Source organism: uncultured Sulfitobacter sp. (assembly GCF_947500075.1).
Classification (GTDB): domain Bacteria; phylum Pseudomonadota; class Alphaproteobacteria; order Rhodobacterales; family Rhodobacteraceae; genus Sulfitobacter.
Window position 1 is genome coordinate 56,924 of record NZ_CANMQS010000010.1, and the last position, 12,700, is coordinate 69,623.

Below are 12,700 nucleotides of genomic sequence, written 5' to 3' on the forward strand. Positions count from 1 at the left end.
GACGCGCCAGCGCCAAGGGCAGGGGATGGACATTCCGCCTGCGCACCGCAAAAGATACGCCATGAGTGAGCAGGATCTGGCAAAACGCATCGCCGCAAAAGACCGCCGTGCGCTGGCGCGGGGAATCACATTGGTTGAATCGGGCCGTGCGGATCACCGTGCGCAGGCTGCCGCACTTCTGGCGGCCCTGCCGCAGGATCGCCAGGCGCTGCGCATCGGGTTGTCGGGGACACCCGGCGTGGGCAAATCCACCTTTATTGAGAGCTTTGGCATGATGCTGACCGGCATGGGCCTGCGGGTTGCCGTGCTGGCGGTTGATCCGTCCTCCTCCCGTTCCGGCGGCTCAATCCTGGGCGACAAGACCCGGATGGACCGGCTCAGCCGCGATCCCAATGCCTTCATTCGCCCATCGCCCAGCCAGACCCACCTGGGTGGCGTGGCGCGCCGCACGCGAGAGGCGGTGCGCCTGTGCGAAGGGGCGGGGTTTGACGTTGTGTTGATCGAAACCGTAGGGGTTGGTCAGTCCGAAACTGTCGTGGCGCAGATGTCGGATGTGTTTTTGCTGCTGCTGGCGCCGGCTGGCGGGGATGAACTGCAAGGGGTCAAACGGGGCATCATGGAGATGGCCGATCTGATTGTGGTCAACAAGGCGGATGGCGCGTTGAAGTCAACAGCCACTCGGACCTGTGCGGATTATGCAGGCGCATTGCGGCTGTTGCGCAAACGCGAACAGGACCCGGACGGGTATCCAAAAGCGATGATGGTCTCGGCTGCGGAAGAACAGGGGCTGGATGCGGTCTGGGCTGCCCTGTCAGAGCTGTCGGACTGGCGGCGCGCGCAGGGGTTCTGGGACAAGACCCGCGCAGATCAGGCGCGGTACTGGTTTCACGAGGATATCAAACAGCGCCTTCTGGCGCAGTTGGAGGCGCCGCAAGTCAAAGCCGAATTGAAGGGCTTGAGTGATGCCGTCGCGCAGGGGGATAAAGACCCGTCAGCAGCCGCACAGGCCTTTGTGACAAAGCTCTCCAGCCTGACGAAGTAATCGGAATATTTGAAATATTCCGACCGTTTTCTTTCAAAGAAAACGATTCCTGATCAACCGTTTCTCACCCGGCCTTTGGATGCGCCTTGTTGTAGACGTCCATCAACCGCGCCGTGTCCACCGCCGTATAGGCCTGTGTTGTCGACAACGACGCATGGCCCAGCAATTCCTGTATCGCGCGCAGGTCTCCGCCCGCATCAAGCAGATGCGTGGCAAAGCTGTGCCGCATCGCGTGGGGTGTCGCTGTGGCTGGCAGGCCCAGCTGCATACGCGCATCTGCCATAACCTTGGCAATCGCCCGTTGTCCCAACGCGCCGCCCCGGATCGCCCGGAACAATGGCATGTCATCGGCTTTGGGGTGGGGGCAGAGCCGCAGATAGGCATCCACTGCATCGCGCGCTGCCGGCAGAACCGGCACCACACGTTCCTTGCCGCCTTTGCCCTTCATATGCAGCATTTCCGCCAGAGGGGCGTCCCGGCCTTGCAGGCTCAGGGCTTCCGAGATGCGCAACCCGCAGCCCCAGAGCAATGTCAGCACCGCCACATCGCGCGCGGCCACCCAGGGGCGGTCCGACTGTATTTCCACACATTCAATCAGCGCATGGGCGGCATCCACGGCCAGAGGGCGCGGCAGTTTCTTGGTGAACTTCGGCGCGCGGGTGGACAGAACGGCCGTGGGTTCAAACCCTTCGCGCTCCGCCAGCCAGCGGTAAAAGGCCTTCACCGCAGAGAGCTTGCGCGCCATGGAGCGCGGACCCACCGCCGGACCCCGCGTATGCGCCATCCAACTGCGCATGTCGGAAATGCTGATCTGGGAAAGGGGTGCCAGACCCTGCGCGCCGCCCTTGTGCAGTGTCATGAACGCCAGAAAGCCGGTGACGTCACCCTGATATGCGGTGATGGTGTTTTCCGCCACGCCTTTCAAGGCACGCTGATGGGTCAGCCAGGTCTCAAGCGCATCACGCGCTGCGGGGCTGATCAGCCCGTCTGTGGCAGTGCTGTTCCGGCCCGTCAAGACAACCAGCGCCGCATGGCGCGTTCAAAAACCCCGGTGAAAAAGGTCAACAGGTCTGTGCCCTGCTGGGGCCCGAACATATGCGGATCCTCCGATCCAAGCGCCAGCAGACCGGGCAGGCGGCCCTCTCCAAAGTCCAGCTTCAGACAGGCTTCCGAGCGGACATATTCCGCCTTTTGCCCGTAAATCGGCTCTCCTCCGGTCTGGACGCTGCGCAGGATGACCTTGCGGGCGGTGCCGCCCCGTCCCTGGGTGAGATAGTCATCAATGAACCCCGGCTCTGCCACGTTCAGCACGTCGCCTAGGCGCTGTACCGCAGGGTCTTCGTCGTTCTGAGCTGATTCGAGCACCAGCTTCACCGCGTCCACGCGCAGGATATCGGCCACTTCGCCGCCCAACTCGCGCAAGAACCCCTCAAACTCCGTCGGGTCCATCATCCGCAGGATCGCGCGGTGGATCTGGTTTGTGCCTGCAAGATTTTCATACGCCGCGGCAATGACGCTGCGGTGGGTATCTTCGAGCCGGTCCAGACGGGTTTCCAGCCGCTCCATCGCGATGCCGCGCAGATCGACGATGTTGCCGCCCATCGCCCGTTCGTTGGCCGCAATCAGGGCCTGCATCACATCACTGTCGTCCAGAATAACGTCGGGTTTTGAAATGATCGCCTCACGCAGGGCGTCATCAATCTTGGGGCTGCTGCTCATGACCGTCTCTTTTTGTTTGGGTCTCTATACCACCCGCAAGGGGCAATTGCTGCCCTTTTTTCAAAGCGCGGCGGAAAAGGGAACAGGCGTTGCTGTTTTGCGCGCGGCGGACCTGAAGCGTTTCAAGATCAACGCCTTGCCTATGCCGCATAGGCCCCCAGCAAAGCGGCATCCTGCGACAGGAGCGGGCCCAGGGTCACTTCGAAGATGGAGCCTTCGCCCAACGCGGATTGAAGGGTAATCGTGCCTGAATGATTTGCCGCGATGCGCTGACAGGTCGCCAAACCAAGGCCGGAACCGGGGTAGGTGTCGCGCAGGTGCAGACGCTGAAACAGGCCAAAGATCCTCAGTTGATCTTCCTCAGCAATGCCAATGCCATTGTCCTCTACCCGCAACACGACGGTGTCGGGTTTGGTGCCGACCTTGCTGCTGATATGGACATTGGGAATGTGTCCTTCGCGCTGAAATGTCAGTGCATTGCTGAGCAAATGATACAGCAGGATATCAATCTGGCGCGGGGCCGCCTTGATGTGGTTCAGCTTGCCCATGGTGACAAGCGCATCCGTCGCACTGATCTGCTCATGCAGTTTTTCACAGGCCGTGTTGACGGCCGCCGCAAGGTCGACGGTCTGAACCGCTTCATTGGGGTCAGTGGCCCAGGAGTATTGTAATACATCCTCAATCAGGATGCTCATCAGGGTGATGCTTTCCTGTGCATGCTGAAGCAGGCCACGGCCATCGTCGGACATGGTGCTGGCATGTTCGTGGATCAACTCATCAAGCACCAGTTGCAGGGTGTTTGCAGGGGATTTCAGGTCATGCGACACGGAGTAGGTGAATGCGGCCTGTTCCCCGCACAACAGCGCTGCATTATTGAGCGCGCGACGCAGGCGCGCCTGCTCTTTCTCGATCTGCTGGTTCTTGTGGCGCAACGCATGGTTGGTCAGGTCGAGCGCGGTCTGTGCCTCGCGCAGCTGCCGGTCCCGCGCAGCCCCCATTGCAATGACACGTTTCAAAAGGCGCTGGCCGGGCAGGAAAACGCCAAGCGCCAGCCCGACAAGCAGAAGCGCACTGATCATCACAACCGCAGTTTTCTGGCGTTCAATTCCCAGGACAATGCGATGCGCGTCTTCCCGCATGGTGCGGTCTGCGGTGTCCAGACTGGCAAGCAAGGCCGTGGTCTGTGCGTTCAATGTGACAAGGGAGGCCAGCAGGATCAGAAGCATCACGGTGGCCGCTGCCAAATAGATCAGCAACAGCCGTTTGACCTTTTGTTTCGGCGTCTGGGAACCTGATGAGAAACGCAAAAACATGAAACCCGGCGTGATCTGGAGAACTACACGCCGGGGTAAAGAAAATTCGTAAAGACCTGCTTAAGCGTTGCCGGATACAGGACCCGGATTACTGAAAATCTATCAAAGGATGTTCTGGCCCGTTTTGGCCCAATCGGCCATGAATTGTTCCAGCCCCTTGTCGGTCAGCGGGTGTGTGGCCAGTTTCTTGATCACTTCCGGCGGCGCTGTCATCACATCTGCCCCCACCAACGCACAATCCTGTACGTGGTTCACCGACCGGATGGAGGCCGCGAGGATGTTCGTTTCATATCCGTAATTGTCATAAATCGTGCGGATGTCCGCGATCAGGTCCATGCCATCAAGGTGGATGTCGTCCAGCCGCCCGATGAACGGAGAGATGAACGTCGCCCCCGCTTTCGCCGCCAGCAGCGCCTGATTGGCTGAGAAACACAAGGTCACATTGACCATGCGGCCTTCGTCCGACAGCACCTTGCAGGCCTTCAACCCATCCCATGTCAGTGGCAGTTTGATGGTAATGTTATCGGCAATCTCCGCCAGCTTGCGCCCCTCGGCGATCATCGCTTCGGCTTCCATCGCCACCACTTCCGCGCTCACCGGGCCATCCACCAGCGCGCAGATTTCTGCTGTCACTTCAATGATGTCGCGGCCTGACTTCAGGATCAGGGAGGGGTTGGTGGTCACGCCATCGACCATCCCGAGATCGTTCAGTTCGGCAATGGCGTCAATTTCAGCGGTGTCTACGAAGAATTTCATCGCGGGGTCCTTTGTTGGGGCCTCGGGCGCGTGGTGCGTCCGTTAGCGCTCACATGTGATCAGCTGTCTTGGCTTTACCGCATGATCTGCGATGCTTAAACCCTCAATTCCGATCTACCCTTGTTGCGGAGCGGTGCGACGTGCCACCCCTTGGTCCTTCCGGGCCTTCCTTTTTTGACCACGGTGATCTGGTTGCCGTGATGACAACGCAACCCTTGGGCCGTGCGCTGGATTACCGCGCGCCCGAAGGGGGCTGTCATCCCGGTGCCTTTGTGGAGGTGCCGTTGGGCCCGCGCAAGGTGCTGGGTGTGGTCTGGGGGCCGGGGCAGGGGGATTATGACCTGAGCAAGATCCGCCACGTGATCCGCGTGCTGGATGCGCCACCCATGCGCGAGGAAATGGTCAGCTTCCTGACCCGTGCGGCGGCCTACACGCTGACGCCCATGCCCGCGATGCTGCGGCTGGCCACCCGCGCTCCCGGCTTGGGCGATCCGCCGTCGATGCGCAAGATTTACCGGCGCGGGGAAGGGGAGCCGTCGCGGGCCACTGCCGCCCGCTCCCGCGTGTTGGAAACGCTTGAGGAATACGGTGATCTGGCCTTCACCCTCAAGGAGTTGGCAGAGATGGCGGGGGTCACACCTTCGGTCGTCAAAGGTCTGGTCGAGCAAGGCGTCGTGCGCGAAGAAGACAGCCCCCGCGATCTGCCCTTCACGCCCATGGATCCCGATCTGCCCAGCAAGGAGTTGACCGCCGACCAAGCCGCCGCATCCGCAACCCTCGCCGCGGGTGTCACCTCGCAAAAGTACGGCACAACCCTGCTGCGCGGCGTCACCGGCTCCGGCAAAACCGAAGTCTATCTCGAAGCCGTCGCCGCCTGTCTGCGCGCAGGCCGTCAGGCGCTGGTGCTGTTGCCTGAAATCGCCCTGACGGAGCAATTCCTGACCCGTGTGCAGGAACGCTTTGGCGCGAAACCCGCTGAATGGCATTCCGGTGCCACCATGACGGAGCGCCGCCGCATCTGGCGCATGGTCGCCACGGGCGGCGCGCAACTGGTGATCGGGGCGCGGTCGGCCCTGTTCCTGCCGTATCGCGATTTGGGCCTGATCGTCGTGGATGAGGAACACGACACCTCCTACAAACAAGAGGACGGTGTGCTCTATCACGCCCGTGACATGGCCGTTCTGCGTGCCTCGATCTGCGGCGCGCAGGTGGTGCTGGCCTCCGCCACCCCATCGCTGGAAAGCTGGGCCAATGCGGAAGCGGGCAAATACACCCGGCTCGAACTCACCTCCCGTTTCGGCCCTGCCGTTTTGCCAAAGATGGACACCATCGACATGCGCGACGCGGGCCTGCCAGCGGACCGCTGGGTGTCCCCCCAACTGCAAGCGGAAGTCAACGCACGCCTTGCGCGCGGCGAACAGGCGATGCTTTTCATCAACCGGCGCGGCTATGCCCCCGTCACGCTATGTCGTGCCTGCGGGCATCAGATCGGCTGTGACCATTGCGATGCACGTATGGTCGAACACCGCTTCCTCAAACGCCTCATCTGCCACCAATGCGGCGAAAGCAAACCCATGCCCGATGCCTGTCCGTCCTGTGAAGCCGAAGGCCGGCTGGCCCCCGTCGGCCCCGGTGTCGAACGGCTGGGCGAGGAAGCCGAAGCGCTGTTTCCAGATGCCCGTATCGCCACGCTGAGTTCGGATATGTACGGCTCCGCCCGCGCGCTGAAGGCCGAAATCGCAGGCATTGCAGAAGGGGCGGCTGACATCATCATCGGCACGCAACTCGTGGCCAAAGGGCACAACTTCCCCAAACTCACCCTCGTCGGCGTGATTGATGCGGACCTGGGCCTCATGGGGTCCGACTTGCGCGCGGCTGAACGTACCTTCCAACTGATGCGTCAGGTTGCAGGCCGCGCGGGCCGTGCCGAAGCACCGGGGACGGCGCTTTTGCAAACCTACCAACCTGAACACCCCGTTATCCGCGCGATTCTGCTGGGGGATGAGGAAGGCTTCTGGAAAGCCGAAGCCGCAGGCCGCAGGCAGGCCGCGGTGCCGCCCTATGGCCGGATGGCGGGGATCATCCTCTCTGGTCCCGACGTGGCGCAGGTCTTTGATGCAGGCAACCTGCTGGCCCGTCAGGATGCCGCGCTCCGCCGGATCGGCGCGCAGGTCTATGGGCCCGCCCCGGCCCCCATCGCCCGCGTGCGGGGCCGCCACCGGGTCCGCCTGCTGGTGAAGGCCGAAAAAACCGCGCCCCTGCAAGAGGCGTTGTCAAAATGGATCGCGCAGGTGCGCCTGAAAGGCGAGATGCGTCTGGCCGTCGACATCGACCCGCAGAGTTTCTACTGAAGACACCTTCATTGACCTCGCCGTCCGCACCCTGAATAAACCAGACAAGGGGAGGGGCCACCAATGAACATCCTATTCATCATGTACGACCAGCTGCGGTTCGACTACCTCAGCTGCGCGGGTCACCCGCATCTGCACACGCCGCATTTTGACCGTGTGGCGTCGATGGGCGTGCGGTTTACCAATGCGCATATCCAGTCGCCCATTTGCGGGGCCAGCCGGATGTGCACCTACACGGGCCGCTATGCCTCCAGCCACGGCGCGCAGTGGAACGGCTTTCCCTTGCGGGTGGGTGAACAGACCATGGGCGACCACCTGCGCAAGCTGGGCATGGGCTGCTGGCTCATAGGCAAGACCCATATGGAGGCGGATGCCGAAGGCATGGCGCGCCTCGGCCTGTCGTCCGACAGTGTCATCGGCGCGCGGCAGGCGGAATGCGGTTTTGACGTCTGGACCCGCGACGACGGGCTCTGGGCCGAAGGGCCGGACGGGTTTTATGACAAGGGCCGCTCGCCCTACAACGCCTATCTCAATGCGCTGGGCTATGACGGTGAAAACCCCTGGGCCGATTACGCGAATGCCGGGGTCGAGGACGGCGATATCGCCTCCGGCTGGATGTTCGCCAACGCCGACAAACCCGCCAACATCCACGAAGAACATTCCGAAACACCATGGCTCACAGGTCGGGCGATTGAATTCATCGATCAGGCGGAGGGCCCTTGGTGTGCGCACCTGAGCTACATCAAACCCCACTGGCCCTATATCGTGCCCGCCCCCTACCACAACATGTTCGGCCCCGAACATGTGCCGCCGCCCCTGCGCGACGCCGCCGAAAGGGACGACCCGCATCCGGTTTATGGCTCCTATATGGAAGGCAACATCTCACAAGCCTTCCAACGCGACGCGGTGCGCAACAAGGTGATCCCGGCCTACATGGGGCTGATCAAGCAATGTGACGACCAGCTGGGCCGCCTGTTGGCCCATCTGGAGGAGACCGACACGCTGAAAGACACGATGATCGTCCTGACCTCGGACCACGGCGATTACCTCGGCGATCACTGGATGGGAGAGAAGGACCTCTTTCACGCGCAATCGGTCAAAGTCCCCCTGATCATCTACGATCCCCGCAGTGATGCCGACGCCACCCGTGGCACCACCTGTGACGCGCTGGTCGAAAGCATCGATCTTGCCCCCACCTTCATTGAGGCCGCAGGCGGCAAGATCCCCGATCATATCGTCGAAGGGCGCACGCTATCGCCCTGGCTGCGCGGCGAAACGCCGGCGTGGCGGGATTTCGTGATCAGCGAATACGACTACTCCGCCACCCCCAACCGCGCCAAGCTGGGTCTGAAACCGCGCGAGGCGCGGCTCTTCATGGTCTTCGACGGGCGCTACAAACTGATGCACGCCGAAGGCGGCTTCCGCCCGATGCTGTTTGATCTGGAAACCGATCCGGATGAATTCACCGATCTGGCCAAGACCCCCGGCCATGAGGATCAGATCGACCGCATGTATGGCATGCTCGCCCAGTGGGGGCGGCGCATGTCCCAGCGGGTCACCATGTCCGAGGATGACATCCTGTCCAAAACCGGCGCCTCGCGCACGCGGGGGGTGCTGCCGTTCCTCTATGACGGCAGCGAAGTGCCGCCTGAATTGACCGAGAAATACCGTGGACCCGCCCGGCAAAACCATCTGGAAGGGGAAGGCGACACCTGACCGTTTGCGTCAGGTCTTGTCGTTTCTGACCTAGACTGTGCCCCCGCCAGCCGCTCTGCTGACCCCAGCCAAAGCGGAGAGGGACACCATGAAATCGCACTACCGGGTTGTTGTCATTGGCGGGGGCGTGGTCGGCGCGTCCGTGCTCTACCACCTCGCCAAACTGGGGTGGCGCGATGTGGCGCTGGTCGAACGCTCGGTCCTGACTGCAGGGTCGAGCTGGCACGCGGCGGGCGGTATCCACGCGCTGAACGCCGATCCCAATATCGCGGCGCTGCAAGCCTATACCATTGATCTGCTGAGCGAAATCGAAGAGGAAAGCGGCCAGAACATCGGGTTGCACATGACCGGTGGCCTCACCATGGCCGGCACCCCCGACCGCTGGGAATGGTTGCAATCGGCCTACCGCACCTTCCAGTCCATCGGCATCGAAGACTGCCGTCTTGTTACCGTGGAAGAAGCCGTGGAGCTCAACCCCATCATGTCTGGCGACGGTCTTCTGGGCGGCATGTGGGCCGACCGCGAAGGGTATATCGACACCACAGGCACTGTGCATGCCTATGCCACGGCGGCCAAGAAACGCGGTGCAACCGTGATCGAACACAACCGTGTGCTTGAGTTGAACCAGACGCTTGAAGGCTGGGAGGTGGTGACCGAAAAGGGCACGATTTCTTGCGAACATGTGGTCAACGCAGGCGGCCTCTGGGCCAAGCAGGTCGGGCGCATGGCGGGCATCGAATTGCCCGTCTCGCCGCTCAAACACCATTACTTTGTCACCGACACCGTGCCGGAACTGGCCGAGCTTGATTTCGAAGTGCCGATGACCGTCGATCTCGAAGGGTTCACCTACACACGGCAGGACCAGAAGGGGCTGCTGGTGGGCATCTATGAGCAGAACACCGAACACTGGGCCATGGACGGCGCGCCGTGGGACTACGGGATGGAGTTGTTTCAGGAACAACTCGACCGGATCGAGCATGAACTGATGATGGGCTACAGCCGCTATCCCGCGTTGGAGAACGTCGGGATCAAGACATGGGTGAACGGTGCCTTCACCTTCTCCCCCGATGGCAATCCGCTGGTCGGCCCGGTGCCGGGCAAGCGCGGCTATTGGTCCGCCTGTGCGGTGATGGCAGGGTTCCTTCAGGGTGGCGGCGTGGGAAAATCGCTGGCCGAATGGATGATCCATGGGGAGCCGGAGGCGGATGTCTACGGCATGGACGTCGCCCGCTACGGCATCTGGGCGGAGAACAAGCAATACATCAAGGAAACCACCGGGCAATTCTACTCCCGCCGTTTCGTGATGACCTATCCCAACGAACAACTGCCCGCAGGCAGGCCGTTGAAAATGAACGGGATTTACAGTGATCTGTCCGCTGCAGGGGCGGTTTGGGGCCAAAGCTGGGATCTGGAAGTGCCACTGTATTTCGCGCCGCAGGGTTTTGAGGAAACCCCGTCTCTGCGCCGCTCGAATGCCCATGACATCGTCGGCAACGAATGCCGCGCCGTGCGCGAAGGCGTGGGCCTGCTCGACATCTCCGCTTTCTCCCAGTTCGAAGTGTCCGGCCCCAATGCGGCAGCGTGGCTCGACCGGTTGATGGCGTCGAAACTTCCTGCACCGGGCCGGATCAAACTCGCCCCGATGCTGGGCCATGTTGGCCGTCTCAAGGGCGACCTGACGATCTTCAACTGGGGCGATGGCCGCTATTGGATCACCGGATCCTACTACCTGCGCGCCTGGCACATGCGCTGGTTCAGCGACCACATGGAAGACGGCGTAAGCGTCCGTGATCTGGGCGAGGAAATGGTCGGCCTCTCGCTCGCCGGACCCAAATCCCGCGCGGTGCTGGAGGCGGCGCTTACCGATGGCGACGCCGACGCGCTCAAGTTCATGGGCTGCGCGCAGATGGACGTCGGATTGGTGCGCTGCGCCGTGGGCCGTCTGTCGGTCGCGGGGGAGTTGGGATACGAGATGCACTGCCGGGCGGGCGACATCAAAGCTCTGCGCGACACGCTGCTGGCGGCGGGTGCGGATCACGGCATGATCGAATACGGTTTCAACGCGCTCCTCAGCCTGCGGCTGGAGAAATCCTTTGGCATCTGGTCCGCTGAATTCACCCAAGGCTACACGCCGGGGCAGACGGGCATGGACCGCTGGATCGACTGGTCGAAGGACTTCATCGGCAAAGAGGCCGCATTGAAGGAACGCGACGCGGGCACGCCGGACAAGGTGCTGGTGACCTTGCAGATCGACGCCGATGATGCGGATGCCAGCGGCTATGAACCGGTCTGGGCAGGCGACGACAAGATCGGGTTCATCACGTCGGGGGGCTATGGGCATTGCGTCGGGGCCTCCCTCGCCATGGCGTTGATTGACAAGGCCCATGCGGCGGAAGGCGCCGCGTTGACGGTGCATGTGGTCGGCGTGGCGCGTCAGGCGACGGTGATTGCGCCGTCGCCTTATGATCCCGAAGGCACCGTGATGCGGGGGTGAAGGCTGTGGAATTTACCGGGGCAAAACAACCCCCTACGGATTTCCGGTAACCCTTTGTTAATAAAGTGTAACCCACGGGTTACCCTCTCTCGGAGGGTGCCCGGCGCGCTTGTGCAACTCTGCGATCAAAGCTTGACATCAAAGCACCCCTTGGGCCTGTTGTTTCAAAATGAAAAGAGAAGGACATCGCCATGATGAAAACCCGTGCCGCCGTCGCCGTTGAGGCTGGAAAACCGCTTGAGATCATGGAGGTGAACCTCGAAGGCCCCAAGCGCGGCGAAGTGCTGGTTGAGATCAAGGCCACCGGCCTGTGCCACACCGATGAATTCACCCGCTCCGGCGATGATCCCGAAGGCATCTTTCCTGCCATCCTCGGGCACGAAGGGGCGGGCGTGGTGCTGGAAGTGGGCGAAGGGGTGACGACGCTGGAAGTGGGCGATCACGTGATCCCGCTCTACACGCCTGAATGCCGCGAATGCGAATACTGCCTCAGCGGCAAAACCAACCTCTGCCAGAAAATCCGCGTGACCCAGGGCCAGGGCCTGCTGCCCGATGGCACCACGCGGTTCTCCATGCTCGATGGTACGCCGATCCATCACTACATGGGCTGCTCCACCTTCGCCAATCACACGGTTGTGCCCGAGATTGCGCTGGCCAAGGTGCGCAAGGACGCGCCCTTTGACAAGATTTGCTACATCGGCTGCGGCGTGACCACGGGCATCGGTGCGGTGATCAATACGGCGAAGGTCGAGATCGGCGCGCGCTGCGTGGTCTTTGGTCTGGGCGGCATTGGTCTGAACGTCATCCAGGGCCTGCGCCTTGCCGGTGCGGATCAGATCGTTGGTGTGGATCTGAACGACGACAAGGAGGAGACGGGCAAATATTTCGGCATGACCGACTTTGTGAACCCCTCCAAGGTGGACGGCGATCTGGTTGCGCATCTGGTTGAACTGACCAAAGGCGGCGCGGATTACTCCTTTGACGCGACCGGCAACACCAAGGTCATGCGCGACGCGCTGGAATGTGCGCACAAGGGCTGGGGCGAGTCGATCATCATCGGTGTGGCCCCCGCGGGCGCTGAGATTTCCACACGCCCCTTCCAACTGGTGACCGGCCGCGTCTGGCGCGGCACGGCCTTTGGCGGGGCCAAGGGGCGCACGGATGTGCCCAAGATCGTTGATTGGTATATGTCCGGCAAGATCGAGATCGACCCGATGATCACCCACAAACTCAAGCTCGAAGAGATCAACCACGGGTTTGACCTGATGCACGAGGGCAAATCCATCCGGGCGGTGGTCGAATTCTGAGG

General features: G+C 61.9%; 9 protein-coding genes. 5 read left to right on the forward strand and 4 right to left on the reverse strand.

What is annotated here, in order from left to right; genetic code table 11:
• Positions 1-61: 61 nt before the first annotated feature.
• On the forward strand, positions 62-1,042 hold the full coding sequence (meaB, locus tag Q1A91_RS21770) for a methylmalonyl Co-A mutase-associated GTPase MeaB (RefSeq protein WP_299882586.1): 981 nt from the start codon (positions 62-64) through the stop codon (positions 1,040-1,042).
• Positions 1,043-1,106: 64 nt separating this feature from the next.
• Here the strand turns inward: meaB and Q1A91_RS21775 are convergent, their stop codons facing one another.
• From Q1A91_RS21775 to fsa, 4 genes are all read right to left on the reverse strand, one after another.
• A complete protein-coding gene (locus Q1A91_RS21775) occupies positions 1,107-2,057 on the reverse strand; it encodes a tyrosine recombinase XerC (RefSeq protein ID WP_299882588.1) in 951 nt (316 codons plus the stop codon).
• Entirely contained in the window at positions 2,054-2,761 is a 708-nt protein-coding gene (locus tag Q1A91_RS21780) for a DUF484 family protein (protein WP_299882590.1), read from the reverse strand. The genes Q1A91_RS21775 and Q1A91_RS21780 overlap by 4 nt, the downstream gene beginning before the upstream one ends.
• 140 nt (positions 2,762-2,901) lie before the next feature.
• Positions 2,902-4,017, reverse strand: a complete 1,116-nt coding sequence (locus Q1A91_RS21785) for an ATP-binding protein (RefSeq protein WP_299882592.1) — start codon at positions 4,015-4,017, stop codon at positions 2,902-2,904.
• A gap of 159 nt (positions 4,018-4,176) precedes the next feature.
• Positions 4,177-4,830: a fructose-6-phosphate aldolase gene (gene fsa / locus Q1A91_RS21790; RefSeq protein ID WP_299882594.1), complete on the reverse strand. Its 654-nt coding sequence runs from the start codon at positions 4,828-4,830 to the stop codon at positions 4,177-4,179.
• A 188-nt stretch (positions 4,831-5,018) separates the two neighbouring features.
• Here fsa and Q1A91_RS21795 point away from each other — a divergent pair, with 188 nt between their 5' ends.
• The 4 genes from Q1A91_RS21795 to Q1A91_RS21810 all read left to right on the forward strand — a co-directional run bounded on the left by Q1A91_RS21795 (position 5,019) and on the right by Q1A91_RS21810 (position 12,698).
• Positions 5,019-7,181, forward strand: coding sequence for a primosomal protein N' (locus Q1A91_RS21795; RefSeq protein WP_299882645.1), 2,163 nt, complete (start codon positions 5,019-5,021; stop codon positions 7,179-7,181).
• Positions 7,182-7,244: 63 nt separating this feature from the next.
• On the forward strand, positions 7,245-8,897 hold the full coding sequence (locus Q1A91_RS21800) for a sulfatase-like hydrolase/transferase (protein WP_299882595.1): 1,653 nt from the start codon (positions 7,245-7,247) through the stop codon (positions 8,895-8,897).
• 88 nt (positions 8,898-8,985) lie between these two features.
• Positions 8,986-11,391, forward strand: coding sequence for an FAD-dependent oxidoreductase (locus tag Q1A91_RS21805; RefSeq protein WP_299882597.1), 2,406 nt, complete (start codon positions 8,986-8,988; stop codon positions 11,389-11,391).
• Between the two features lie 194 nt (positions 11,392-11,585).
• Complete coding sequence (locus tag Q1A91_RS21810; protein WP_299882647.1) at positions 11,586-12,698, forward strand: S-(hydroxymethyl)glutathione dehydrogenase/class III alcohol dehydrogenase; 1,113 nt, start codon at positions 11,586-11,588, stop codon at positions 12,696-12,698.
• The last annotated feature ends 2 nt before the right edge of the window (positions 12,699-12,700 follow it).

Excerpts from the sequence above, each read along its gene's own strand:
- Q1A91_RS21810 (WP_299882647.1), top strand. The coding sequence starts at position 11,586 with ATGAAAACCCGTGCCGCCGTCGCCGTTGAGGCTGGAAAACCGCTTGAG.
- Q1A91_RS21805 (WP_299882597.1), top strand. The coding sequence starts at position 8,986 with ATGAAATCGCACTACCGGGTTGTTGTCATTGGCGGGGGCGTGGTCGGC.
- meaB (WP_299882586.1), top strand. The coding sequence starts at position 62 with ATGAGTGAGCAGGATCTGGCAAAACGCATCGCCGCAAAAGACCGCCGT.
- Q1A91_RS21780 (WP_299882590.1), bottom strand. The coding sequence starts at position 2,761 with ATGAGCAGCAGCCCCAAGATTGATGACGCCCTGCGTGAGGCGATCATT.
- Q1A91_RS21800 (WP_299882595.1), top strand. The coding sequence starts at position 7,245 with ATGAACATCCTATTCATCATGTACGACCAGCTGCGGTTCGACTACCTC.
- fsa (WP_299882594.1), bottom strand. The coding sequence starts at position 4,830 with ATGAAATTCTTCGTAGACACCGCTGAAATTGACGCCATTGCCGAACTG.